This is a genomic window from Catenulispora sp. GAS73 (assembly GCF_041262085.1).
Classification (GTDB): Bacteria; Actinomycetota; Actinomycetes; order Streptomycetales; family Catenulisporaceae; genus Catenulispora.
This window is the reverse complement of the sequence record NZ_JBGCCM010000001.1, coordinates 351,600-375,811: the sequence shown is the minus strand read 5'-3', so window position 1 is coordinate 375,811 and position 24,212 is coordinate 351,600. Positions and strand designations below refer to the sequence as shown.

24 protein-coding genes are annotated in these 24,212 nt (G+C 70.4%); 11 read left to right on the top strand and 13 right to left on the bottom strand.

Going from position 1 to position 24,212, the window contains the following annotated elements; genetic code table 11:
* Positions 1-10: 10 nt before the first annotated feature.
* Positions 11-628 carry a TetR/AcrR family transcriptional regulator gene (locus ABH935_RS01535; RefSeq protein WP_370375920.1) on the bottom strand — a complete coding sequence of 206 codons (618 nt, stop codon included), beginning with the start codon at positions 626-628 and terminating at the stop codon, positions 11-13.
* Between the two features lie 68 nt (positions 629-696).
* On the opposite strand from ABH935_RS01535, the gene ABH935_RS01530 reads away from it, so the two are divergent.
* On the top strand, positions 697-1,764 hold the full coding sequence (locus ABH935_RS01530; RefSeq protein WP_370376110.1) for a hypothetical protein: 1,068 nt from the start codon (positions 697-699) through the stop codon (positions 1,762-1,764).
* A gap of 80 nt (positions 1,765-1,844) precedes the next feature.
* Entirely contained in the window at positions 1,845-2,606 is a 762-nt protein-coding gene (locus ABH935_RS01525) for a dienelactone hydrolase family protein (RefSeq protein WP_370375919.1), read from the top strand.
* 26 nt (positions 2,607-2,632) lie between these two features.
* Here ABH935_RS01525 and ABH935_RS01520 read toward each other — a convergent pair whose 3' ends face one another.
* Both ABH935_RS01520 and ABH935_RS01515 read right to left on the bottom strand, forming a co-directional pair.
* On the bottom strand, positions 2,633-3,280 hold the full coding sequence (locus ABH935_RS01520) for a response regulator (RefSeq protein WP_370376109.1): 648 nt from the start codon (positions 3,278-3,280) through the stop codon (positions 2,633-2,635).
* A 34-nt stretch (positions 3,281-3,314) separates the two neighbouring features.
* Entirely contained in the window at positions 3,315-4,484 is a 1,170-nt protein-coding gene (locus ABH935_RS01515) for a GAF domain-containing sensor histidine kinase (protein WP_370375918.1), read from the bottom strand.
* Positions 4,485-4,631: 147 nt separating this feature from the next.
* Between ABH935_RS01515 and ABH935_RS01510 the strand changes: the two genes are divergently transcribed.
* The 3 genes from ABH935_RS01510 to ABH935_RS01500 are packed head-to-tail and all read left to right on the top strand — an operon-like array spanning position 4,632 to position 7,494.
* Positions 4,632-5,468: an SDR family NAD(P)-dependent oxidoreductase gene (locus ABH935_RS01510; protein ID WP_370375917.1), complete on the top strand. Its 837-nt coding sequence runs from the start codon at positions 4,632-4,634 to the stop codon at positions 5,466-5,468.
* A 1-nt stretch (position 5,469) separates the two neighbouring features.
* On the top strand, positions 5,470-6,642 hold the full coding sequence (locus tag ABH935_RS01505) for an S-adenosylmethionine:tRNA ribosyltransferase-isomerase (RefSeq protein WP_370375916.1): 1,173 nt from the start codon (positions 5,470-5,472) through the stop codon (positions 6,640-6,642).
* A gap of 36 nt (positions 6,643-6,678) precedes the next feature.
* Positions 6,679-7,494: a GPP34 family phosphoprotein gene (locus tag ABH935_RS01500; protein ID WP_370375915.1), complete on the top strand. Its 816-nt coding sequence runs from the start codon at positions 6,679-6,681 to the stop codon at positions 7,492-7,494.
* A gap of 116 nt (positions 7,495-7,610) precedes the next feature.
* Here ABH935_RS01500 and ABH935_RS01495 read toward each other — a convergent pair whose 3' ends face one another.
* Positions 7,611-8,252: a TetR/AcrR family transcriptional regulator gene (locus tag ABH935_RS01495; protein ID WP_370375914.1), complete on the bottom strand. Its 642-nt coding sequence runs from the start codon at positions 8,250-8,252 to the stop codon at positions 7,611-7,613.
* A gap of 107 nt (positions 8,253-8,359) precedes the next feature.
* Between ABH935_RS01495 and ABH935_RS01490 the strand changes: the two genes are divergently transcribed.
* Positions 8,360-8,773: a PaaI family thioesterase gene (locus tag ABH935_RS01490; protein ID WP_370375913.1), complete on the top strand. Its 414-nt coding sequence runs from the start codon at positions 8,360-8,362 to the stop codon at positions 8,771-8,773.
* 197 nt (positions 8,774-8,970) lie between these two features.
* Here ABH935_RS01490 and ABH935_RS01485 read toward each other — a convergent pair whose 3' ends face one another.
* On the bottom strand, positions 8,971-9,435 hold the full coding sequence (locus tag ABH935_RS01485) for a DUF4442 domain-containing protein (RefSeq protein ID WP_370375912.1): 465 nt from the start codon (positions 9,433-9,435) through the stop codon (positions 8,971-8,973).
* 9 nt (positions 9,436-9,444) lie between these two features.
* On the bottom strand, positions 9,445-10,629 hold the full coding sequence (locus tag ABH935_RS01480) for a HoxN/HupN/NixA family nickel/cobalt transporter (protein ID WP_370375911.1): 1,185 nt from the start codon (positions 10,627-10,629) through the stop codon (positions 9,445-9,447).
* Between the two features lie 286 nt (positions 10,630-10,915).
* Here ABH935_RS01480 and ABH935_RS01475 point away from each other — a divergent pair, with 286 nt between their 5' ends.
* The gene (locus ABH935_RS01475) at positions 10,916-13,183 is read left to right on the top strand and encodes a transglycosylase domain-containing protein (protein ID WP_370375910.1); all 2,268 of its coding nucleotides are present in this window, start codon (positions 10,916-10,918) and stop codon (positions 13,181-13,183) included.
* A 49-nt stretch (positions 13,184-13,232) separates the two neighbouring features.
* Here ABH935_RS01475 and ABH935_RS01470 read toward each other — a convergent pair whose 3' ends face one another.
* Both ABH935_RS01470 and def read right to left on the bottom strand, forming a co-directional pair.
* Positions 13,233-13,634, bottom strand: a complete 402-nt coding sequence (locus ABH935_RS01470) for a nitroreductase family deazaflavin-dependent oxidoreductase (RefSeq protein WP_370375909.1) — start codon at positions 13,632-13,634, stop codon at positions 13,233-13,235.
* A gap of 146 nt (positions 13,635-13,780) precedes the next feature.
* Entirely contained in the window at positions 13,781-14,362 is a 582-nt protein-coding gene (gene def / locus ABH935_RS01465; protein WP_370375908.1) for a peptide deformylase, read from the bottom strand.
* A gap of 133 nt (positions 14,363-14,495) precedes the next feature.
* On the opposite strand from def, the gene ABH935_RS01460 reads away from it, so the two are divergent.
* The 4 genes from ABH935_RS01460 (at position 14,496) to ABH935_RS01445 (ending at position 17,594) form a co-directional block, all read left to right on the top strand.
* Positions 14,496-14,777 (top strand): metal-sensitive transcriptional regulator, encoded by a 282-nt coding sequence (locus tag ABH935_RS01460; RefSeq protein WP_194910670.1) that lies wholly within the window; start codon positions 14,496-14,498, stop codon positions 14,775-14,777.
* Positions 14,778-14,822: 45 nt separating this feature from the next.
* Positions 14,823-15,518 carry an SIMPL domain-containing protein gene (locus ABH935_RS01455; RefSeq protein WP_370375907.1) on the top strand — a complete coding sequence of 232 codons (696 nt, stop codon included), beginning with the start codon at positions 14,823-14,825 and terminating at the stop codon, positions 15,516-15,518.
* Between the two features lie 64 nt (positions 15,519-15,582).
* Positions 15,583-16,410 (top strand): tetratricopeptide repeat protein, encoded by an 828-nt coding sequence (locus tag ABH935_RS01450; protein WP_370375906.1) that lies wholly within the window; start codon positions 15,583-15,585, stop codon positions 16,408-16,410.
* Between the two features lie 242 nt (positions 16,411-16,652).
* Complete coding sequence (locus ABH935_RS01445) at positions 16,653-17,594, top strand: beta-ketoacyl-ACP synthase III (protein ID WP_370375905.1); 942 nt, start codon at positions 16,653-16,655, stop codon at positions 17,592-17,594.
* Between the two features lie 376 nt (positions 17,595-17,970).
* On the opposite strand, the gene ABH935_RS01440 is transcribed toward ABH935_RS01445, so the two are convergent.
* The 5 genes from ABH935_RS01440 to ABH935_RS01420 form a co-directional block, all read right to left on the bottom strand.
* Positions 17,971-19,512, bottom strand: a complete 1,542-nt coding sequence (locus ABH935_RS01440) for a hypothetical protein (protein WP_370375904.1) — start codon at positions 19,510-19,512, stop codon at positions 17,971-17,973.
* Between the two features lie 104 nt (positions 19,513-19,616).
* Positions 19,617-20,822, bottom strand: coding sequence for an FAD-dependent monooxygenase (locus tag ABH935_RS01435; protein ID WP_370375903.1), 1,206 nt, complete (start codon positions 20,820-20,822; stop codon positions 19,617-19,619).
* Between the two features lie 1,014 nt (positions 20,823-21,836).
* Positions 21,837-23,150 carry an ABC transporter substrate-binding protein gene (locus ABH935_RS01430; protein WP_370375902.1) on the bottom strand — a complete coding sequence of 438 codons (1,314 nt, stop codon included), beginning with the start codon at positions 23,148-23,150 and terminating at the stop codon, positions 21,837-21,839.
* Positions 23,150-23,737 carry an ATP/GTP-binding protein gene (locus tag ABH935_RS01425; protein ID WP_370375901.1) on the bottom strand — a complete coding sequence of 196 codons (588 nt, stop codon included), beginning with the start codon at positions 23,735-23,737 and terminating at the stop codon, positions 23,150-23,152. The genes ABH935_RS01430 and ABH935_RS01425 overlap by 1 nt, the downstream gene beginning before the upstream one ends.
* Positions 23,737-24,174 (bottom strand): roadblock/LC7 domain-containing protein, encoded by a 438-nt coding sequence (locus ABH935_RS01420; protein WP_370375900.1) that lies wholly within the window; start codon positions 24,172-24,174, stop codon positions 23,737-23,739. Before ABH935_RS01420 ends, ABH935_RS01425 begins: the two co-directional genes overlap by 1 nt.
* Between the last annotated feature and the right edge of the window lie 38 nt (positions 24,175-24,212).

Sequence of the window (24,212 nt, the reverse complement as noted above, 5' to 3'; positions counted from 1 at the left end):
TTGGCCCTGCTCACGTCGATGCGGCGCGCCGCCCTCGCACCAGCGGTAGGAAGACCTCATCCACGATCTCGACCACGACCTCGTCGGGGACCTCGGGAAGGCCGCGCACCGCGTACTCGCCGCGCAGCACCATGATCGGTAGCGAGGCGACCCGAGGATGGACGGCTTCCTGCGGCGCCTCGCCGCGTGCTACGGCGTGCTTCAGGAGCGTCAGCCATGCGGCGTCCATGGCGTTGCCGCCGGCTTGTTCGCGAAGGAAGGTGAGCAGGTCCGGGTCGTCTGCCGCTGCCGCGAGCAGATTGCGGAGAACGGCGCCTTGGGGGGAAGACCAGGTCGCGTTCGCGGCTCGGAGCAGGGCCAGGGCGTCGTCGCGAAGCGTCCCGGTGTCCGGGACCTCTAACTCTCCGGCGATCAGGTGCCGGTACGCCGCCACGCCGAGGGCGGCGCGTGCCGGCCAGCGGCGGTAGATCGCGTTCTTGTTCGTTCCCGCGCGCTGCGCCACGCGGTCCATCGTCATGCCCGCGTAGCCGGATTCGCGGAGTTCGTTGGCAGCGGCCCGCAGGATCGCGTCCTCCAGCTCCGCGCCGCGGCGGCGGGTGGGGGTGTCGCGGTGCTGGTCGGGCGGCATGGCGGGTGGTCCTCTCGGGGATAGGGTACGCTGCGTACCCTAAATTGCTTCCGTGATCGGAGATGGCGATGCGCGTTTTCGGCGTCACGTACGACACCGGCTTCACGACCGCGGGAACCACCAACCACGAACCGTTCCTGCCGGACATTGTGCAGCGTGAGATGCGGGTGATCCGCGAGGACCTGCATTGCGATGCGGTGCGGATCACTGGCGGGGTCGCGGAGCGGTTGGAGATCGCCGCACGGGCGGCGGCTGAGGTCGGGTTGGAGGTTTGGTACTGCCCGTTCACCAATGGTCTGAGTCAGGAGGAGCTGTTCGGGTTCCTGGTTGATGCGGCTGAGCGTGCTGAGCGGCTGCGTGCCGAGGGGGCGCGGGTGGTCTTTCTCACCGGGTCGGAGATCACGTTGTTCACCGACGGGTTCCTGCCGGGAGACACGTTTCAGGAGCGGGCCGCAGTATTGCGCGATCCGGTGCGGTTTCGGGGGTTGCTGCCGCAGCTGAGTGTTGATCTGAACGCGTTCTTGGCGCGGGTCGCCGTCGAGGTTCGGGCTCGGTTTCGTGGGGCGGTCGGGTATGCGTCGGTCGCTTTCGAGCGGGTGGACTGGACGCTGTTCGATGTGATCGCCAGTGATGCCGGGTACCGGGATGCGGGCAATGCTGCGACGTTTCCTGAGGCGTTGAAGGCTCAGGTCTCGCAGGGGAAGCCGTTTGCGGTTACCGAGTTCGGCTGTGGCGCGTTTCGTGGTGCTGCTGCCTTGGCGTCTCGGGGGGCCGCGATTGTGGAGTGGGGTGAGGACGCGTGGCCGGTGCGGATGGTGGAGGGGACCGTTCGCGACGAGGAGGAACAGGCCGGCTATGTGCGGGAGATGCTGGGGATCTACGACGCTGCCGGGGTCGAGGCGGCGTTCGTCTACACCTTCGCGCGCTGGGATTTGCCGACGCTGGGGGATCGGGAGCTGGAGCCGGAGCGGGACTTCGACGCGGCGAGTTTCGGGATCGTGAGGGTGCTGCCGGCGGGGGTGGCGGTGGGGGAGTATGCGGAGCTCAACTGGGAGCCGAAGGCGGCTTTCGGGGCTGTTGCAGAGTTTGGGCTTGCGCGGCGCGCGCGGCTTGCCGGGGTCGTGGAGGGCGCCTGAGGGTTGTGCGCGCGGGGCGCGGGATCGTGGAAGAGTTGGTCGGACCGCCGAAGAACCGCCGCAGGAACGTAGGAGAGACCATGCCGACCGTAGCGCTGCAGATTCCGACCCCCGACGGCCAGGCTGATGCTGTTGCCGCGTTTCCCGAGGGTGGCGGGCAGCATCCGGGGGTGCTGCTGTACATGGACATCTTCGGTATTCGGCCGGAGCTGGAGCGCAAGGCTGTTGAGCTGGCCGAGCACGGGTATTACGTGCTGGTTCCCAACGTGTTCTACCGGCATGGAGCGGCGCCCTTGATCGAGCTGCCCGACTTCGTGGGGAACGAGGAGCGGTCCAAGGCGGTCGAGCAGCTGATGCCGATGGTGCATGCGCAGACTGCTGAGCGAGGACTCAGCGATGCTGAGGCGTACCTGACGTTCCTGTCGGAGCAGCCGGGGGTCACGCCCGGGCCGGTCGCTGTGATGGGGTACTGCATGGGCGGCGGGCAGGCGCTGCGCACGGCTGCGGCGTTTCCCGAGCGGGTGGCGGCTGTCGCGTCGTTTCACGCGGGCAAGCTGGTCAACGACATGCCCGAGAGCCCGCACCTCGTGGTCATCCCGGCGATCACTGCGGATGTGCACATCGCGCACGCTGAGACCGACATGCGGCCGGAGGAAGTTGTCGAGCTGAACAAGGCGCTGGATGCTGCCGGGGTGCGGTACAGCTCGGAGATCTACCCGGGGACTGTTCACGGGTTCACGATGGCTGACACGTCGGCGTTCAATGCGGCGGGGTTGCAGCAGCATTGGGATCGGCTGCTGGAGCTGCTCGGGGGCGCTCGGTTCGGGGCGCGGGTGAAGTGAGCCGACCGGGGTGCGGTTGGTCTGTACTACACCTGCTGCGAAGCACCCCGCGCCGAACCCCGCTCCTCATCCTCCGGCGCGATCCCGTGCCGCACCGCCCACAGTGCGGCCTGCGTCCGGTCGGCGACGCCGAGCTTCATCAGGATGTTGGAGACGTGTGTCTTCACCGTCTTCTCGGCGAGCACCAGTGCGCGGGCGATCTCGCGGTTGGAGCGGCCCTGGGCGATCAGGACCAGTACCTCACGCTCCCGTGCGGTCAGCGGCGGTGCCTGCGGCCCCGTCTCGCCGTTGCCGCCGCCGGAGTCCAGCAACGCTGCGGCGACCTCGGGTTCCAGCAGGACATGGCCGGCGTGGACTGAGCGGACCGCCGCGGCCAGGGCGGAGGGATCGACGTCTTTGTAGACGTAGCCGCGGGCGCCGGCGCGGATCGCGGGGATGATCATGCGGCGGTCGGTGAAGCTGGTCACCACCAGGACCCGGGCCGTGGAGCCCGCCTCGCGGAGCAGCTCCATCGCGCCGACGCCGTCCACGCCGGGCATCACCAGGTCGAGCAGGATCACGTCCGGTTTCAGCTCCGCCGCCAGCTCCGCGCACTGCGCGCCGTCCGCCGCCTCGCCTACCACCTCGATGCCTTCCTGCAGTTCCAGGAAGGTGCGCAGGCCCTGGCGGACCATGCGGTGGTCGTCCGCGATCAACACTCTGATGACCTCAGGCCGCGCGCCCACGGTCCACCTCCAGCCGGATCGTCGTTCCCGCCCCGGGCGCCGAGGTGACGTCCAGGCGTCCGCGTACCGATTTGGCGCGGTCGCGCATCGAGACCAGGCCCAGGCTGCGGCCGGCGCGGCGGACCGCGGCCGGGTCGAAGCCGACGCCGTCGTCGACGACCTCCAGGGCGGCGCCGCCGCAGGACTTGGTGCCGGCCGGGCAGTGCTCGTGGAGGCGCACGTTGATCTTGGTGGCGTCGGCGTGGCGCAGCGCGTTGTGCAGGGCCTCCTGGGCGACGCGCAGCAAGACCTCCTCCGCGGCCGGTGACAGGGCCTTGACGTCGGCGCCCTCGAACGTCACGCGGGGGCCGCCGGCGGTCTGGTTCACCCGGTCCAGGACCTCGACGTGCTTGCGCAGCGTCACCGCCAGGCCGTCCTCCTCCAGCTCGGCGGGCCGCAGCTCGACGACCACCGAGCGCAGCTCCTCGGCGGCCTCCTTGGCCAGGGTGGCCACCTGCTCCAGTTCCGCGCGGGCCCGGGCCGGGTCGGCGTCCAGGACGTCGGCGGCGGCTTGGGAGGTCAGGCGCAGCGCGAACAGCTTCTGGGCGACCGCGTCGTGCAGTTCGCGGGCCAGGCGGTTGCGCTCGCGGGTGATCGCCAGCTCGCGTTCGCGTTCGTAGAGGCGGGCGTGGCGCAGGGCGATCGCGGCGTGGCCGGCCAGCACGCCGAGCAGTTCCTCGTCGTCCTTGGTGAAGCCGCCGGCCTTGTTGGCCAGGAACAGGGCGCCGAGGATCTCGTCGCCGTCGCGGATCTGCTGGCCGAGGAAGGCGTCCATCTCCGGGTGCGCCTTGGGCCACCAGCGGAAGCGGGGGTCCTGACGGATGTCGGGGAGCCGCTGCGGCGCCGGGTCCTGCAGCATCACGGCGAGCATGCCGTGCTGGCGCGGGAGCGGGCCGATCGCGGCCCACTGCTCGTCGCTGATGCCGTCCACGAGGAACTGCGCGAAACTGCCGGCGCCGTCGGGCACACCGAGCGCGGCGTACTCGGCGCCGATCAGCTCGCGGGCGGTGGCCACGATCGTCTGCAGGACCTCGTCGGTGGCGAGGTGCCGGCTGACCGCGAGGACGGCCGCCGACAGGCGGCGCATGGTGTCCAGCGCGTTCTGCGGGCTCATGCTCGCAGGGTATCGCCGATGATCGCGCGGCCCCATCGGGCCGGGGACCGGTCGGGCCTAGGTCGCAGGTCCTAGGACCAAGGGCGGTGCCCGACTCCGGTCCCCGGCCCGATCCCCGCGGCCGGGTCGCGGAGCAGGGTGAAGGGCATGAACACGACGACAAAGCAGACCGATACGAAGCTGGCCGAAACGGCGCCCGGCCGGGCGGCGGACAGCGCATGGGGCGGCAGCAACCCGGTGGCGGTGATCAGCGGCGCCTCGCAGGGCCTGGGGCTGGCGCTGGCCCGCGGCCTGGCCGAGCGCGGCTGGTCGCTGGTGATCGACGCCCGGACCGCCGACCGGCTGGCCGCCGTGCGCGCCGAGCTGGCGGAGCTGACCACGGTCGTCGCGCTGGCCGGCGACGTCACCGACGACGCGCACCGCGCGGACCTCGCCGAGGCGGCCTCCGAGCTGGGCGGCGCGAGCCTGCTGGTGAACAACGCCTCCAGCCTCGGCGGGTCGCCGATGCCGACGCTCGCGGCGTTCCCGGTGGAGGCGCTGGCCGAGACGTTCGCGGTGAACGTGGTGGCGCCGCTGGCGCTCACGCAGCTGCTGCTGCCCCAGCTGCGACAGCACGGCGGGGAGGTGGTCAACATCTCCTCCGACGCCGCTGTCGAGCCGTACGAGGGCTGGGGCGGGTACGGGGCGTCCAAGGCGGCGCTGGACCACGCCTCGGCGATTCTGGGGCTGGAGGAGCCGCAGGTGCGGGTGTGGGCGGTGGATCCGGGCGATCTGCGGACGCAGATGCACCAGGACGCGTTTCCCGGCGAGGACATCAGCGATCTGCCGCTGCCGGAGACGGTGGTGCCGGCCTTCCTGCGGCTGATCGACGAGCGGCGGCCTTCGGGGCGGTATCAGGCTGCTGATCTGCTGTCGCGGGGTGGCGCGGCCGAGGCGGCGCAGGCCTCCGAGGCTTCTGCGGCATCCGGTGTGGAGGTGGCCTGACATGGGGGTTCTGCTGCACGAGCCCACTGTCGTGAACGTCTCCGACTCCGACGCCGCCGCGTCCTCTCGGCCCGGGCCGATGCCGGCCGGACCGCTGGGCCCGGGGTTCCGCGTCTCCTCCGACCTGCTGGCCGGCAAGCCCGCCGAGGCCCGCGGCCTGGACCGGGACGGCGTGCGGCTGCTGGTCGCGCGTGGGCGGGGCGCCGACGACCCCGAGGTCGCGCACTACGTGTTCGCGGACCTGCCGGACGTCCTGGAGCCCGGCGACCTGCTGGTGGTCAACAACTCCGGAACGCTGCCGGCCGCGCTGGACGCGGTGACACTGGACTCCGGCGCCCCGGTGGTGCTGCACGTGTCGACCGGCACACCGCAGGACCCGGACGCGTGGATCGTCGAGCTGCGCCGGCCGATGGGGGACGGGTCGACCAAGCCGTTCGCACTGGAGCCGGGCTCACCGGACCCGGACAGCCCGGCCGTGCCGGGGCTGCGGCTGCGCGTCACCGGCGGCGCGACGGTCACGCTGCTGCGGCCGTACACGAGCCGGCTGTGGGTGGCGCGGCTCGATCTGGGGATGTCGGTCGCCGACTACCTGAGCAGGCACGGCCGCGCGATCCGCTACGACTACGTCGACCGGGACTGGCCGATCACCGCGTACCAGACGGTGTTCGCCGCCGTCCCGGGCAGCGCGGAGATGCCCAGCGCGGCCCGTCCGTTCTCCACCGACGTAGTCGCCCGCCTGGTGGCCAAGGGCGTCTACATCGCGCCGATCACACTGCACACCGGCGTCGCCTCACCGGAGGCGCACGAGAAGCCCTACGCGGAGTGGTACTCGGTCCCCGCGGCGACAGCGGAGCTGGTCAACCACGTCCGCGCCCGAGGCGGCCGCGTGATCGCCATCGGCACGACGGCAGTCCGAGCCCTGGAATCGGCAGCCGATGAGGAGGGGACGGTCCATCCCAGGCAGGGATGGACCGAGCTGATCATCACGCCGGAGCGCGGGGTCCGCGCCGTCGACGGACTGCTGACCGGCTTCCACGAGCCGGAGGCGTCGCATCTGCTGATGCTGACGGCGATCGCCGGGCCCCGGCTGATCCGGGCCAGCTACGACGCGGCGTTGGCGGGGCGGTATCTGTGGCATGAGTTCGGGGATGTGAACCTTCTGCTGCGGCGGTGATAGCCCAGAACGCCACATGCCTCTAGCCTCAGAGCTATGACACTGGGGGAGGATCTTCTGCTGCTTGCCGTGCATCCGCGCAACGGCAGGGTCCGGAACGTCGAACGCATGTCGCCCGCGTTGCGGGCCTTGGAGCTGATCGAGCTGAGTTTGGGCGGGCGGGTCGTCGTGGAGCAGGGGCGGATCGCGACTAAGGATCCCTCGCCTGTCGGGCATCGCTTGTTGGACCACAGCCTGAGCTCCCTGAGTGCCGAGGTGAAGCCGCCGAAGGTCGAGGCGTGGCTGCGGGGGAAACCGGCTGAGGCTGGAACGCTCGGCCAGTACATCGCGCTGTTGGGGCGGCAGCAGGTGATCCGGGTCGAGTATCGCGGGCAGGGGCTCGCCCGAACGACGCGGATCACGGTGCGCGATGACGGACGATTGGCCGAAGCGTGGGCTCGGATCGATGGCGTGGCGCACGGCGCGGCGTCCGCCACGGTCGAGGACCAAGCGTTGGCCGGCATCGTGCACGTCTGCGGTCTCGGGTCGCGCCTCTACCGTGGGCCGCATCGCTTGGTGGCGCGTCGGCGGCTGGCCCGGTTCACCGTTCCGCAGGGAGTCGCCGAGAGCATGCGCTCTGTGGTGACCGCCGCCGACGCCGAGTTCGCGAACGCCGTGGCCGAGGCGCTGTCCAGTGGAATCGCGAAGATGACCAAAGAACTGACGCTGGTCCTGCGCCAGGAGTACAGGCTCGAAATGTACAGCTCGCACAGCTCCAGCGGCGGCCATCATCACACGTCGATCGACACCTCTCACTCAGGCCATCACCACATGGGCTCGGGCGACGTCGGCGGCGGGCACCACCACGGCTGATCCGGCCGCCGCAGGCCGATCACGCTCGCCCGCCGCTGCTCGCCCGGAGCAGTTCGCCCGGCGCCGCTCGCCCGGAGCCGCTCACCCGCCGTCCCTCACCCGCCGTCCCTCGCCCCTCACCCGTCATCCGCCTCCAACAAAGCCTCCACCAGCGCCACGATCTGCGGCCGCAGCGCCGGCAGCGCCGCAACCTCCCCGGCGTTGATCCGCTCGGTCACCAGCCCGCCGACGGCCCCGGTCACGGCCCGGGCCACGAACAGCGGGTCCAGGCCGCCGCGCCAGCGCCGGCCGATCGTGACGGCCTGTGCCAGGTTCATCGCGAAGGCCTCCGCGCGGGCCAGGCGGCGGGTGACCGCGGGGTAGCCGGCGGCGTAGATCTCGATCATGAAGACGCGGGCGTTGGTCGGGTTTCCGGCCAGCGCGCCGAGGTAGGCCTCCATGATCCGGTCCAGGCGGACCAGGGCCGGGTCGCCCGGGGAGCCGAGGGACTGCTCGATCAGGCGGGCGAAGTTGTCCGCCGAGCGGTCGAACGCCGCCAGGAAGCAGTCCTGCTTGTCGGTGAAGTGCTCGTAGAACGTCTGGCGGGAGATGTGCGCCCGGGACAGCACCGCCCCGACCGTGGCCGCGGCGTACCCGCTCTCCGCCACGACCTCCAGCATCCCGTTCAGCAGCCGCCCGCGTTGTGCCGCGCTGACGTCCTCGCGGCTCAGGCCGTGGTTGCCGCGGGGCAGGGGGGCGGGCAGTGTGTCGGGGTCCACGGCAGGAATCTACGGTACGCGCGGCGCATTTGCGTTTCCCGGCCACGGGGAGCGGTCCCCGGTCCCCGATTTGACGCCGGGCCCTGAGATCCGCTCAATGGACCTCCATGGTCACCCTCGACATCGAAACGGCGCGCATGGTCCTTGCCGCGCAGCCGTTCAGCGTCCTCCTCGGGGCGCGCGTGGAGGTCTTCGAGAAGGGGCGCGCGATATTGGCGGTCCCCATCCGCGAGAACCTCAAGCAGCAAAACGGATTCCTCCACGGGGGCGTGCTCGCCTACGCGGCGGACAACGCCATCACCTTCGCGGCCGGCACGACGCTCGGCCCGGACGTGCTCACCAGCGGGGTCACGATCAGCTACGTCCGACCGGCGTCCGGGGTGACGCTGCAGGCCGAAGCCGAGGTCACCTACACCGGACGACGCCAGGCCGTGTGCCGGTGCGACCTGTACGCCGTGGCGGAGGACGGCGCACGGGTGCTCAGCGCGGTGGCCCAGGGGTCGGTGCTGTGCGTGTCGTGACCGGGTGTCCGGCGCGGGCCCGGGCAGCGCCTCACGACGCCGTCTCCTGACGGTGAATCAGCTCCCTGAACAGGGACGGGCCCGTCGGCGGTGGTGATCCTCCGGCGGGCCCGCATACCGCGGAATGGCAACCTTTTCGGGGTTCCCGGCGTTCTATAAGCAGGGGCCGATAACGCGTGCGCTGTCGGTGGGTGGGGTCAGTTGTTGGGCCGCAGGGTCCAGATGATGGTCATCTCGCCGGTCACGGCGTCGTCGGCGTCGCGCTGGATGGCGACATGGATCGGGAACTCGGGGCGGGTGCCGCCCTTGAGCTCGGCGATGATGTCGTCCACGGGGCGGCCGAGGGTTGCTGTGGCCGTGACGTCGCCTCGCGCGACCTTCTTGAAATCGATGGTGGCGGTGGTGGGCAGGGGGGTGGCTTCAGCCATGAGGTGGCCGAACGCGGCGGTGACGATCGCGCCGGAGGCGGATTCGGCCAGCGTGAACATCGCGCCGGCGTGCGGGCCGCCGATGTGGTTCCGGTACTGCGGCTGGTCCCGGAACTTCAGCACGGCGCGCTCCGGCGTGGTTTCGACGTACTCCAACGCCAGCGTGCCGACCATGGGGACGGCGGCGGTCAGGAAGGCGCCGACGTCGAAAGGCTCTTGCTCTGCTGCGGTCATGCCATGATCCTACTGGTCGGTAACTTTCTCGGCCACCGGCATCGCCGCGGTCCACTTCTGCTCGATGCGGCCGAACTTCCACACGGCCACGGCCGCCAGCCAGACCACCAGGAACATGCCCACGATGGCGAAGCCGATGCTGTTCAGGTCGACGTGCGCCACCCAGTCCCAGAAGCCGCCGGTCAGGTTCAGCTTGTCCTGCAGGATGCTCAGCAGCTCGATGGTGCCGATGATCAGCGCCACGGCCACCGACAGGCCGGTGATCGTGATGTTGTAGAACACCTTGCGCACCGGCTTGGAGAAGGCCCAGCCGTAGGCGAAGTTCATGAACGAGCCGTCGATGGTGTCCAGCAGCGACATTCCGGCGGCGAACAGGATCGGCAGGCACATCACCGCGTACCAGGGCAGCCCGGAGGCCACCGAGGTGCCGGCCAGGACCAGCAGGCCGACCTCGGTCACGGTGTCGAAGCCGAGGCCGAACAGCACGCCGACCGGGTAGATCTGCCAGGGCTTGTTGACCGCCTTCATCGCCTTGCCCAGGAACCGGTTCATCAGGCCGCGGTTGTTCAGGTGCTCCTCAAGCGTGGCCTCGTCGAACTCCCCGCGCCGCATCTGCCGGAACACCTTCAGGATCCCGACCAGCACCACCAGGTTGATGATCGCGATCAGGTACAGGAAGGTGCCGGAGACCGTGGTCCCGACCAGGCCGCCGAAGTTGTGCAGCCCGGACTTGTCGTCGGTGAGCTGCACGCCCAGGCCCTTCAGGCCCAGGCCCAGCAGCAGCGTCAGCGCGACCACGATGGTGGAGTGCCCCAGGGAGAACCAGAAGCCGACCGACAGCGGCCGCTTGCCCTCGGCCATCAGCTTGCGGGTGGTGTTGTCGATGGCCGCGATGTGGTCGGCGTCGAAAGCGTGCCGCATGCCCAGGGTGTAGGCGGTCAGGCCGGTGCCGAAGCCGAACAGGCCGCCCTGCAGCTTGTAGTGGCCGGGCACGACGATCACGGCCAGGATGCCCCAGCCGACGACGTGCAGCAGCGCGATGAACCCGAACATGCCCCCGACCCGCCCCCACTCGGCGGGGGTCAGGCTCGCCCGGATCCGGGCCAGTCGGGACCCGGCCGGCCCGCCCGCCGACCCGCCCGCCGGCTGCGCGGGGCCGGTGCTGTCGGTGCCACCTGCTGTGGTCGCGGTCATGGCGCGGGACGCCCCCTGTGCTCGGTACAAAGTCGCCGCCGGGGCCGGCGGCGGGGGAGGACACCTGCCCGCCCCAGACGCGATTATTTTGCAGTTGCGAAGAGTTCGCAACTACTCGATGAGTCCGCGGAGGGACGCATACCGTGATGAGAGGTGGATCACGACCGTTTCCTCCGGATTTTCTAAGAATTTTCAGTTCACGATGGTCTGATGTTTTGACGCCCGAAGACAATGACTGCGAGGGGTCTGCCGTGTCGGCAGGGGCCCGGATGAGGAGCCGTTCCCCATGGCCCTGCGTGTGATCGACTATCCCCGCCGTGGGAAGTCCGGGCTGCGGCACTGGCTGCCGTCCTGGCGGCTGGTCGCCAGCACGCTGATCGCGTTCGTGCTGCTGGTCACCGGCGGGGCCTGGGCGGTCTACGCCTCCATCGACGTCCCGCCGATCAACGAGTCGGTGACCCAGCAGCACCTGACGGTCGTCGACGACAAGGGCGTGGTGCTCGGCCGGCGCGGCCCGGAGATCCGCCAGGACGTCCCGCTCTCGCAGGTCCCGGCCCAGGTGCAGAACGCCTTCCTGTCCGCCGAGGACCGCAACTTCTGGTCCGACGGCGCCATCTCGGTCACCGGCACGGCCCGCGCCCTGGTCAACGACCTCGGCGGCGGCTCCACCCAGGGCGGGTCGACGATCACCCAGCAGTACGTGAAGAACGCCTACCTCACCGACGAGCGCACGCTGTCGCGCAAGGTCAAGGAGGCGGTCATAGCCCTGAAGATCTCCCAGCAGCAGCCCAAGTCGCAGATCCTGCAGGGCTACCTGAACACCGTGTACTTCGGCCGCGGCGCCTCCGGCGTCGAGATGGGCGCCCGCGCCTGGTTCAACAAGGACGTGGGCCAGCTCAGCGTCGCCGAGGGCGCCGTGCTGGCCGCGCTGGTGAACGCCCCGTCGTACTACGAGCTGGCGCCCAAGGACCCCAACGTCATGGCCAAGCTCCAGGGGCGCTGGACCTACGTGCTCGACGGCCTGGTCAAGATGGGCAAGCTGAGCCAGACCGACCGCGCCGCCGTGCAGTTCCCGGCGCTGGCGGCCTGGCCCCGGCCCAGCAGCCAGAGCGACAACCAGGACCCGTACCTGGTCGAGGCGGCGATCGGCGAGGCCGAGGCGAAGACCGGCCTGACCCGTGAGCAGCTGGTCACCGGCGGCTACACGATCAACACCACGTTCGACTCCAAGATGCAGGACGACGCGGCCGCCGCCGTGCAGGCGCAGATCACCAGCCAGCTCAACCCGACCAAGCGGTCCGTGGACAGCTACGTGCACACCGCGATCGCGACCGTGGTCCCCGGCGACGGCGCCGTGCGCGTCCTGTACGGCGGCGACGACTACGCCAAGCAGGCCTTCAACGCCTCCTGGCAGGGCACGCTGTCCCCGGGCTCGTCGTTCAAGACCTTCGCGCTGGCCGCGTACCTGCAGAAGGGCGGCACGCTCAACGACACCTTCGACGGCGACTCGCCCTTCCGCGTCCCCAACTCCCAGCAGGTGATCCCGAACGAGGGCGGCACCAGCTACGGCCAGGTCTCGGTGCAGTACGCGCTGAACCAGTCGATCAACTCGGTGTTCGTCGAGCTGGGCCAGCAGATCGGGATGACCAAGGTCGCCGACGCGGCGCGCGCCGCCGGCATCCCGGTGACCGCCGCCGAGCAGTCGCTGCCGACACTGCCGCTGGGCGTGGTGTCCACCAACCCCGAGTCGATGGCCAGCGCCTACGGCACCTTCGCCGCGCACGGCGAGCAGGTGGACCCCTACACGGTGGCCAGCGTCGTGCAGGGTGGCAAGACCGTGTACGCGCACCAGAGCCTGGCCAAGCAGGCCTTCACCCCGGTCGTCGCCGACCAGGTGACGCAGGGGCTGCAGGGCGTGGTGACCAACGGCTCCGGCGGCGGCGCGCAGCTGTCCGACGGCCGCGACGTGGCCGGCAAGACCGGCACCACCGACCTGCCGGGCGACGGCACCAAGCTGGGCTCGGTCTGGTTCGTCGGCTACACCCCGACGCTGTCGACCGCGGTCGCGGTCTGGGGCCAGACCGAGGGCGGGGTACTGATGCCGATCAACGGGATGGCCGGCAAGGACACCGTCGGTGGCGGCGCGGTGGCGGCGCCACTGTGGGCGGCGTACATGAACAAGGCGGTCGCCGGGACGCAGGCGCAGTCGTTCACGTTCACGGCGCAGAACAACCAGGCGGTGCCGATGAACCCGCTGAGCTCGTCGCCCTCGGGGACGCCGGGGACCACCGGCTCGACGCCGGGCCAGTCCTCGACCGGGCTGCCGTCGCCGCCGGCGCCGACCAGCACGTACCAGCCGCCGGTCACGCCGCCGTCGAGCACGACGGGCACGACCGGGGCGACCGGCGGGACGACTGGGACGACGTCGGGGAACCCGCCGAGCACGTCGAACTCGCCGGGGTCCCCGGGGACGAGCACGACGCAGTCGCGGCCTTCGCAGCCGAGCGGGCGGCCGACGACGACCGGCGGGCTGCTGCCGCAGTCGGGCGGGTGAGATCGGCGGCGGTTCTGGCGCTTCTGGCGACTGTTAGAACATCAGGCCGCTATCGGCGGGCATCCAACTGCTGACGGACCCGGAGGGCGGATTCCACGTGGAACTGCCGTTGCATGCGCTGCTCCTTGGCCCGGAAGTATGTGGTCGCTTCTGCGATCGGGACCACCTCGGGCCGGTCGACCTCGTACGCGTGCCCATCGGTCAGGATGATCGCCGAGCCCTTGTCCAGGACGTTTTTCAGCCAGTCTGTTCGCTCTCCGTACGGTAGGGCGATAAGGAAGCTGTCATCATGCTGGACCGCGACGACGGGTGTCTCGTAGCTTCGTCCTGATCGTCGCCCGACGTGGCGGACGACTGACGTGCCGGAGCCTTCCTTACCGGCTGATCTCATGGCGAGTGGCCGCATCACTCGGGTGAACAAGCGCAAGGCGTTCTGAATAGGGCCTTTCATACCTCGACGTTCTCAGAGACCGGGGGCTCGGAGTAGGGCCGAAGGGCCTCAAGCGCGGGGTGGATGCTGTACGTGGTGCGGGGCCTGGTGCGGACCCGCACCAGGCTATGACCGTACGAAGGCGTTCTTCGATCTCTTGTTCTGGTTCAGTTCGCCGGGGCGGTCGCCGTCTCGGCCTGCGCCGCCTTCTCAGCCTTCTCCGCCTGCATCCGCTCCATCTCGGCCAGCACGTTCTTGCGCTGGCGCTTGCTGAGCCGGTCGATGTAGAGGCGGCCTTCGAGGTGGTCGAACTCGTGCTGCAGGCAGCGGGCGAAGTAGCCGGTGCCCTCCACGGTGATCGGCTCGCCCTTGACGTTCACGCCAGTGACCTTCGCGTAGTCGGGGCGTGCGAGCTCGTGGTGCGGGCCGGGGACCGACAGGCAGCCCTCGGCGGAGTCGTCCAGCTGGCGGCGGTCGGGCGGCAGTTCGGCCAGGACCGGGTTCACGATGTGGCCGACGTGCTGGATGTCGTCGTCGTCGTGGCAGTCGTAGACGAAGACCCGCAGCGCCACGCCGATCTGGTTGGCGGCCAGTCCCACACCTTCGGCGGCGTACATCGAGGCGAACATGTCGTCGACGAGCACCGCCAGCTGGTCGTCGAAGGTCTCCACCGGAGCGCACGGGTGGTGCAGCACCGGATTGCCGACGATCGTGATGGGCCGGGCGGTGCCGGAATCGGAGTGGCTCATGACGTTAATCTTACGGGTCGGCGCAGTTCAGCCCGTTACTGTGGGTAGGTATCCGCGGGAACACTGGAGCGGGCTGACCAGTTACCCCTAGGGGGTAATCCACCAGGCGCGACGACGGATGGGGATACAGGGCATGCACGGCTACACCGACCGCAAGGACGACTACAACAAGCGACTGCGCCGCATCGAGGGACAGGTGCGGGGCCTGCAGCGGATGGTCGAGGAGGACAAGTACTGCATAGACATCCTCACGCAGATCTCCGCGGTGACCAAGGCCCTGCAGTCGGTGGCGCTGGGGCTGCTGGAGGAGCACGTGGCGCACTGCGTGGCGGACGCCCTGGCGACCGGCGGCCCGGAGGCGGACGCGAAGGTCAAGGAGGCCAACGAGGCGATCGCCAGGCTGGTGCGCTCCTGAGTTCCGCCAGGCGTACCACCCCGTCCCTGCGGCAGACTGGCGAACATGACTGATGAGACCGCTCAGACCGCCGGCAACCCCATCGTCGTCAGCGTCCGCGGCGAGGCGAACCTCGAAGCGGACCCGGAACTGTGCGAGTTCGCGGTCACGGTCACGGCCCGCGACAAGGACCGCCGCACCGCCCTGGAGCAGTTGACCAAGCGCAACAAGGAACTCCTCGACCAGATCAAGGCCGACTACGGCGACGCCCTGGAGAAACTGGAGACCGGCCGCTTCTCGGTGTACCCGGAGTGGCGCAAGCGCACGGACAAGATGGGCCCGTATCAGGGCTCGGTCCGGGTGCGTATCGTGGTGAAGGACTTCGCCGTCCTCGGCGAGATGGTGACCCGCATCGCCGACGGCGAGGGCCGCGCGATCGACGGCCCCTTCTGGACCCTCCGCCGCGACTCGGAGGTCTACCGCAAGGCCCGCACGGAAGCCGTCGGCGAGGCGGTGCGCAGAGCGCGCGAGTACGCGGACGCCCTCGGATCGCAGCTGACAGCGCTGCTGGAACTGGCCGACACCGGCCTGTCGACCGGCGGGGTCCCGGCTCCCCAAGGCCGCGCGATGTACGCGATGGCGACGCGCGGCGGCGGCACGGTCGACGACGGCCCGCCCGCGCTGGACTTGGAGCCCACGCGGCAGAACGTTTATGCGGCGGTGGAGGCTCGGTTCTCGGCTACGCAGCCGGGGGAGTTGTAGCCTCGGCGAATGTCCCCCGTATCGGGTCAGGAATGTTCCCCATTGCTGGTGCGTTCTGTCCGACATGCGTATCGAGATGTGGGCCGACATCGCCAACCCGTGGACCCACGTCGCGGCCGAGCGGCTGCGCGTGGCGTTGGAGGCGGGTGACGTCGCCGCCGAAGTGCTCTGGCGTCCGCTGCTGACCGATGCCGCCGATCCCGACGCGCCGCGCGACGCTCTGCGCCTGCTGGTGCTCGCCGAGGAGCGTGGCGGTGTCGAGCTGCAGGGGCGGGTCGTCGCTGAGCTGCTGGCGTCGCATGACGTGCGCGACCCGGCCGAGCTGGCGGCCGTCGCGGAGCGTGCGGGGTTCCCGGACGGCGGGGCGCTGCTCGCGTCCGGCGCGGGGCAGGCGCGGCTGCGTGAGCTGCTGCTGATCGGCAAGGCGCGCGGGATCACGATCTCGCCGACGCTCGCCGACGGGGACCGGTTGCTAGAGTTCGCGATGTCGCCGGCTACGATCGGCGAGTTCCTCGGTGCGGCCGACGCTCCCGACCCCGCCGCCGGCGATGCCGACCGAGGCGCGCGCCGGCTCCCGGCCGAGGTCGAGCGGCTGCGCTGGGCCGAGGAACTGGTCGCCCTGAACGACCCGCTCGGCGCGCTCGTGCTGCTGGAGCCGCTGCTGGCCGAGCACGGTCAGGACCCTAATATCCGCCGGGTAGCGGCGTCGGCCTACTTCGCCTCTGCGCAGCTCGGCCGGGCACGCCAGGTGCTGGAGGCGATACTCGCCGACCACCCGGCCGACGCCTACGCGCGGCTGATGCTCGGCCGCACGCTGAAGCGCCAGGGCCACGCCGAGGAGGCCGGGACGCACCTGCGGATGGCTGCGGCGATGACGCTGGAGTACGCGTAGCGCGCAAACCGATGCACTACCAGCGGCGGCGGACAGGCCTTCCTGTCCGCCGCCGCGACCGTTTCCAGCTGCGCACACCATTTCCCGCGTAGGCCGCCTATGGCGGAACCCTCCAGACCCGACACGAACCCCTTGGTGCTTCCGTGACCGCACCCCCGTATGTCAGCACGCGAGGATCAGTAGGGAACAACGCCCGCCCCGCGAGCAGCGACCCGCTCCGCGAACAGACAAAGGAGCATCGCGTGCCCGCTTCCCGGATCGCCGCCCTCGGCCACAGCCAGCCCGACCGCGTCCTCACCAACGCCGACCTGGCGCAGCTGGTCGACACCAGTGACGAGTGGATCACCACGCGAGTGGGGGTGCGGACGCGGCGCGTCGCCGAGCCGGGGCAGACCGTCGACGAGTTCGCCGCCGTGGCCGCGGGCAAGGCGCTGGCCGGCGCCGGTGTCGCGGCGAGCGATGTCGACCTGGTCCTCGTCGCGACCAGCACGGCCGGTGCGGCCAGCCCCAACACCGCCGCGCGCGTCGCCGCGCGCCTGGGCATGACGGCGCCGGCGACCATCGACGTGAACGTCGTCTGCTCCGGCTTCACCCACGCCCTGGCCCTGGCCGACCAGGCCATTCGCTGCGGCCAGGCCGCCACCGCCGTGGTCGTCGGCGCGGACTTCATGAGCGCGGTCACCAACTGGACCGACCGCACCACCTGCGTCCTGGTCGGCGACGGCGCGGGCGCCGCCGTGGTCACCGCCACCGACCAGGAGCCGGGCATCAGCCCGGTCCTGTGGGGCTCGGTCCCCGAACGCGGCCGCGCCGTGGTCATCGAAGGCACCCCGAACCGCTTCTCGCAGGAGGGCCAGACCGTCTTCCGCTGGGCCACCACCGAACTCCCGGCCGTGGCCCGCCGGGTGTGCGAGCGCGCCGGCATCCGCCCCGAGGACCTGGCCGGCGTCGTCTTCCACCAGGCGAACCTGCGCATCATCGAGCCGCTGGCGGCCAAGCTCGGCGCCGTGAACGCGGTGATCGCCCGGGACGTCGTCGACTCCGGCAACACCTCCGCCGCCTCGATCCCGATCGCGCTGGCGAAGCTGGTCGAGCGGCGGGAGATCCCGGCTGGTGCGCCGGTGCTGCTGTTCGGGTTCGGCGGGAACCTGTCTTACGCCGGGCAGGTCGTGATGAGTCCCTGAGGCCGGGACGCCCGTCGCTTCGAGGGCGTCCTCCTGCGGCATGATCGCCATGTCGGCCGTGCCACGCTATGAGTACAGCGTCTCGTCCCAGCGCACAGACCGCAGCTGCCGGCCGACGTAGCAGACGAGCATTCGGCGTCGCCGCCGTACCGCCAGAGCGAGATCCCGGCCAGGAGGACCCCGATCAGGATGAGGGCCGGCCAGTGCCAGCCGAGCAACCCGAGGGTGACAGCGAGCGCCATCGCCACGATCGTGATCGGCCACAGAAGCAGCGGGCGGGTCGCACGCCGTCAGAAGACGGCTTCACGTGCCCCGAGCGCGCGCCGCTCGGTCAGTGCTGTGACGGCCGGTGGCACCACCCTGGTGTGGATCGTCGTCAGCTGCGGGACAGAACCAGCTCGGTCAGGCTGTACGGAGGTAGCTGGGCGCTGCCAGACAGCCCGAGCGAGGTGGCGATGCCAGTGCTGCCGGGAGCGTAGCGATAGGTGATCGCCAGCGGCAGTGGCCGGTAGCCCGGGTAGTTCAGCTGCACGGTGTGCGTCGCGGCAGGATCCTCGTTCTCGATCAGTACTACCAGGTTGCCGTTGTGCTGTACGGCGGCGTGGGTGACGATCGGTGCGTTGCCCGTGTTGCCCGTGCCCGACACCGAGGTCTGGACCAGGGCCGCCCCTGGGCTGGCCAGGCGGCTGGTCAGGCTGAGCGCGTAGTAGGCCGGGAAGGGCGTGTTCACAGGTGGTTCGCACACCTTGGCGTCTTGGGCGTTGGTCACACAGCTGTTCACGCCTGAGGAGAGCAGGCCCCAGTCGCCGTAACCGTGGCCGTCTGGGTCGTCCGGCGAGCCGGCTGAGTCCTGGACCGCGCCGATGTGTGTGTTGAACCAGTCCACTTGTGACGCACCCTGCTCCAGCCACGTGGCCACGTCGTCGGCCGCGTAGAGCGCGTCCGGGGCGGTGACGCTCTGGATGCCCGGGTCGAAGCCCGCGGTGTTCGTCTCGCCGACGATGACCTGGATGTGGTCGGCGTGCGCGCCGGCGTTCTGCGCGATGCCGGCCTTGATGGAGGCCATTTCGGTGGGGATCTGGGCCGGTACCTTGAACAGCGACGCGTCGCTGGTGTCGGCGAAGGGTCGGCGGTACCAGTGCACGTCCACGAAGTCGATGGCCGAGCCGGCCGCCTTGAGCAGCGGCCCGTTCCAGTCCGGTTGTCCGGCGGTGGGGGCGAACGGCGAGATCTCGACGCCCACCTTGATGCTCGGGTCGACGGCCTTCATTGCCTTGGCGAACAGCACTGCGTTCTGTCCGTAGGCCGTGGGGCTCTTGTCCGCGTGGTTGTCCGGCTCGAACGCCGGGAAGCTGGTGTAGAAGCCGTTCCCCCACACCTCTTCGCCGATGGTCCAGTACTTGATGCCGTCGTGGTCCACGACGTTCGCCTGCCGCACCCAGGCCGCCGCCTCCTGCGGGCCGATGTCGGTGCCGCCGGGGCCGTCGGTGGCGGTGCTGCCGTAGTTGACGTGGATCATCGCCTGCGCGTGTGTCTGTTCGGTCTCGCGTGCCCACGTCTGCCACGGCACCGGGTTGTCCGGCCCGAGTGCGGCGGTGAGCGGGTTGGCGTCGTCGGTGTTGGTGCGCCAGCGGTAGACGTCGTCGAACGGACCGGTGTTGAGCTCTCGTACGCGCAGTCCGGCGGCGTTCAGGAGCGGACCGGTACCAGGGTTGGTGATGTTCGGATCCGAGTCCCAGTCGTTGCTGCCGATCGGCGCGTCGGGCACGCGGGCGAGGGCTCGGTCGGCGTGCACCGTTACCGTGATCGGGGTGGCGCCGGTGTCCGCGGTGGCGGTTGCGGTGGCGGCCGGACCGGCCGCCAGCGTCGCGGCGAGTGCCGCCGCTGCGATGGCGGCGGTCTTCGAAACGGTCTTCATGAGGCGAGCGTAGGGCTCTGACAAGCTGCTTCGACATTGCCACGTATCATGACCCTGGCATGACCTGTGTCATGGTTCGGCGGTGGATCGGTCGATCAACGGCGTCACAATCGCCGTCCGCCGATCTCGGTCCCGTCCGGCAGCTCCATCTGCGCGGTGAGCCAGGGTATGAAGGTCGCCTCCTCGAACGCCGACCAGTCCGGTGTGTGCAACACCTGCGCCTCGCCGATGCGGCGGGCGAGGGCGACGACGGCGTGGCCGGCGGGGCGGCGGGCCGCGTCGTAGCGTGCGGCCAGGTCGTCGAGGCCGGCGGCGGTGGGCCAGAGGTGCAGGAGGGTGGCGGCGTCCTGCATGGCCTTCACCGCGCCGGCGCCCGCGTGGGGGCGGGCGACCGCGCCGGCGTCGCCGAGCAGGAGCATGCGGTGCTTGGCGTAGGCGGGGGCCTCGAAGTCGTAGATGGGTTGGATGAAGACGTCCTCGCGCGGGGTTTTGCGGAGCGCCGTGGCCCAGAGCGGGGGCAGTTCGCGGGTGAGGAGCGCGTCCATGAAGTCCAGGAGACCGTCGGAGACCGCGCCGGGCGGGATGCTCGTCGCGGTGCGCAGGTCGCTGGTCAGTTCCGGCGGGACCATCGAGTATAGCACCCAGTTGAACCGGCGGCGGCCGTCGTCGGCGGGGATCGGGTAAGCGACCAGGTGGCCGTGCGGGAAGCCGATGGTGAAGAACGCGTCGGCCGGCAGGCCTTCGAGGTCGGCGAAGTCGGACAGGCCGCGCCAGCACAGGTAGCCCGCGAATTCCGGGACGACGCCCGGGAACATCCCCTCGCGCACCACCGAGCGGTAGCCGTCGGCGCCGAGGAGCAGGTCGAAGCGCTCGATGGAGCCGTTGGCCAGCGCGACTGAGGCACCGGATTCGGTCGGCGACGCTGAGACCACCCGCGCATCGCTCCGGTACTCGACGTGCGATGGCAGCCGCCCACGCAGCGAGCGGTGCAGGTGGCCCCAGTTGTAGGCGTTGAACGGGAACGGCTGCGGCCAGACCAGCTTGCCGAGGCCGGACGCCTCGCCACCCCACACGTACCACTGCCGCGCGGCGTTAGTCGTGGCGGGCAGCGAGGCGTCGAGCAGCCCTGCGGCGACCAACTCCGCGAACCGCTCGTGCTGAATCCCGATCCCGGCCCCGCGGTCCCGCAGCTCGCCGGCCGAGCGTTCGAACACGACGACCGTCGCGTCGGGCACCGCCCGCGCCGCCGCCAACGCTGCCGCGCACCCGGCGATGCTGCCGCCGACGACGCCGATTCGTAGTGTGCTCACTATCGCAGACCCCCATGTTGGTGCTTACGACTCGTAACGAGATGAGGTGGTGGATGCGTCGGAAATTATGGCGCTGCTGCTTGATGTGTGGGTGGGGGGCTGGGGTGTGGTGAGTGTGGCAGGTGCGGTTTGTTTGTGGGTTTTAAGAGCTTTTTACGGCTTCGCGCGGGTTTAAGAAGGATCCGCTGGGTGGCGCAGTTCGGTGGTGCGTTTGGCGTGGCGTTGGCGGCCGGCGGCCGCGTTTGGTGGGCGCCTGAGAGTCAAAGACAGGGCCTCCGGCAGGGGCACCCCGCCTGTGGTGTGGACGGGGTCCACCCGGTGGCCACAGGCGGCGGTGAGTTGTCGTGTCCGAGGTGCGGGAACCTTTCCCACAGGAGGGGTTGTCCCGGGTTCCCCGTCGCGTCGGCGGGCGTAGCCAAGCTGACCGGACAGCCGGTGTCAAGCCGGACGCGACAGCACCACAGCAACAGCGATCCGGCTTGATACCGGCTGTCCGGTCTGCTTCCGTGAGGCGACGATGCGACGGGGAACCCGGGACACAGGCGACCACAAGCAGCGTCCGCCGGCAGACAGCGCGACCCCCCCTCCCCGGAGCGAGTGCCGCTCGCCGCGCAGGCGCCGCCGGAGGCCCTGTCTTTGACTTTCAGGCACCCACCAGGCCCGACGATTGCCGCCCACGCAACGCGTGCGCAGTGACTCGAACCCGCGCGCGGTCGTGCACACGAACACCGCCAGCCGCCAGCGTAACCAGCGGGGCACCACCGAACTGCGCCACCCAGCGGATCCTTCTTAAACCCACGCGAAGCCGTCAGAAAACGCCTTTGACTATCAACCCACAAACAAACCGCACCCGTCCGGCACCGATCTCTAGCACCCGCGCACCCGGCCGCAGCTCGCAGCGCTTTGCCAGCAGGCCGAAAACCGCGTCCGGGCGCGAGCTTCGCGCGTCCCGTCAGCCATCGTCGATCTCTCAGCGGTGGTGACAATATCCTGAACAAGCACTGCGGAGCGCCATCAATCAGGCAGCGTGGCCAGCTCCTCGATCTCCACATTGGCCGGCGCCGTCCCGTCCACCTGCACCCGCCGCAGGTACCACTTCTGGATCGGCGCGTGCGTCGTCGACGCCAGCTGCCATGCGCCGCGCGGGCTGTCGATTCGCCCCAGTGCCGCGATCGCCGTGTTGACCGCCGCGGCTCCCGCGTTCGGGCCGGCCTGGGCTACCGCCTGGTCCAGCAGTGCCGCCGCGTCGTAGCCGGTCAGTGCGTAGACGCTCGGTTCCTGGCCGTCGTGGCCTGCTGCCCATGCTGAGACGAAGGCTCGGTTGGCGGCGGTGTCGACGTCGGGGGAGTAGTTCAAGACCGATGTGATGTTCGTGGCCGCCGGGCCCTCCTGCTTCAGCAGGGGGCCGTCGGTGACCAGGCCGACCGCGTAGAGCGGCACGTCCTTCACCTCCGAGCGTGCGTACTGCTGCACGAAGCGCACCGCTTCGGCGCCGGTGAAGGCGCAGTACACGGCTTTCGCGCCGGAGTCCTTGATCGCCTGGAGGTAGGGCGTGAAGTCGGTGGTGTCGTTGGCCGGGGTGAACGTCGCCGCCGGGGTGAACGTCGGCTGGCCCGCGGTGTTGGCCAGCTTGCCGCCGAGGGCGGTGTAGGAGTCGACGAACCCGCGTACCTGCTCCCAGTCGCCGGGGTAGTTGCCGCCGATCGCGAAGACGGGGGACTTGACGTGGTTGTAGATGAACGGTGCGATCGCCGCGCCCGGCTCCGTGGACAGGAACGCCACGTTCCACACGTAGCTGATGTCCGTCAGGTCCGGGCGCGCCACGACGCCGATCAGCGGCACGTGCGCCGCGTCCGCCAGTGGCGCGACGCTCTCGTAACCCGCGTAGTCGATCGGGCCGACGACCGTCTGCGCGCCGGCGGCTACCAGCCCCTGCATCGTCGTCGCGGTGGCCGCCGGTGTCGGGCCCTCGTTGGCGACCGTCACCTGCGCCGGGCGCCCGCCGAGTCGGCCGCCGTGCTGGCTGACGTAGAGCTCGAAGCCGTCGCGGGCGTCGGCGCCGTCGCTGCCGTTGGTGCCGGACGTGTCCAGCAGCAGGCCCACCGGGAACGGCGTGTGGCTGTCGGGGCGGCCCCCCGGGTCGCCGTAGGACAGGCCGCCGCCGTAGCCGCCGCTGAGCCCGCAGCCCGCCGAGGCGGCGGTGGAGGCCGCCAGCAGCAGCGCGGCGAAGGCTCGCCGGCGGTGCGGCGTGCGGTACGACGATCGGTGCGGCCCGCGGCGAACCCCGGCGGCATCCGGCGTGGGGGCACCGCCCCGGGCCGCCGCCATCAGTTCATCCGGCCGTCGGGCGGCAGCTCGGCGCGCATCCGCTGCTGGGTGATCGCGTGCTCCAGCAGCGTCACCAGCACCCCCTTGGCCGAGTCGCGCCGCCGGGCGTCGCAGATCAGCAGCGGTGTGTCGTCTTCCAGGGCCAGTGCCTGGCGCAGCTCCTCGTGCCCGTACACCTGCGCGCCGTCGAACTGGTTCACCGCGATCACGTGCGGGATGCCGCGGTCCTCGAAGAAGTCGATGACCGCGAAGGCGTCGCCGAGGCGCCGGACGTCGGCCAGCACCACCGCGCCGAGGGCGCCGCGGGAGAGCTCCTCCCAGAAGAACCAGAAGCGCTCCTGGCCGGGCGTGCCGAACAGGTACAGGATCAGGTCCTCGGCGATCGTGATGCGGCCGAAGTCCATGGCCACCGTGGTGCTGCGCTTGGCCGGGATCAGGTGGACGTCGTCCACCCCCAGGCCGGCCTGCGTCATCTCGGCCTCGGTGGTCAGCGGCTGGATCTCGGAGACCGCCCCGACCAGGGTGGTCTTCCCGACGCCGAAGCCGCCGGCCACGACGATCTTCGCCGCGATCGTGGGAGCGGCCATCAGCGGGCCCCCGGGAGGTTGCCGTGGGCCAGCATCCGGGCCCGCGCGGTCGGCGTCAGCGATTCCCCGACCTGGTTGATCAGCTCGGCCATGGCGTAGGTGACCTGCCCGATGTCGCACTCGCGCTCGGCGTACACCAGCAGTGAGGCACCGTCGCTGACGGCCATCGAGAACAGGAAGCCGTTGCCGAGTTCGGTCAGGTTGCTGCGCACCGGCTCGGAGTCCAGCAGCAGCGCGGCCCCGGCCAGCAGGCTCACCAGTCCGGCGGCCACCGCCGCGAGCTGCTCACCCTGCTCCTCGCCCAGATCCCGGGACGCGGCCACCACGATGCCGTCGGCGGAGACCGCCAGCGCGTGCTGAACCCCGGGCGTGCCGTGGGCGAAGTCGTTGAGCAGCCAGTCGAGGTTGCCGTGCAGATCGGGTGCAGGTTCGTTCATGGGGCGGTTCCCGTGGGGCTAGAGGATGGCATGAGGGG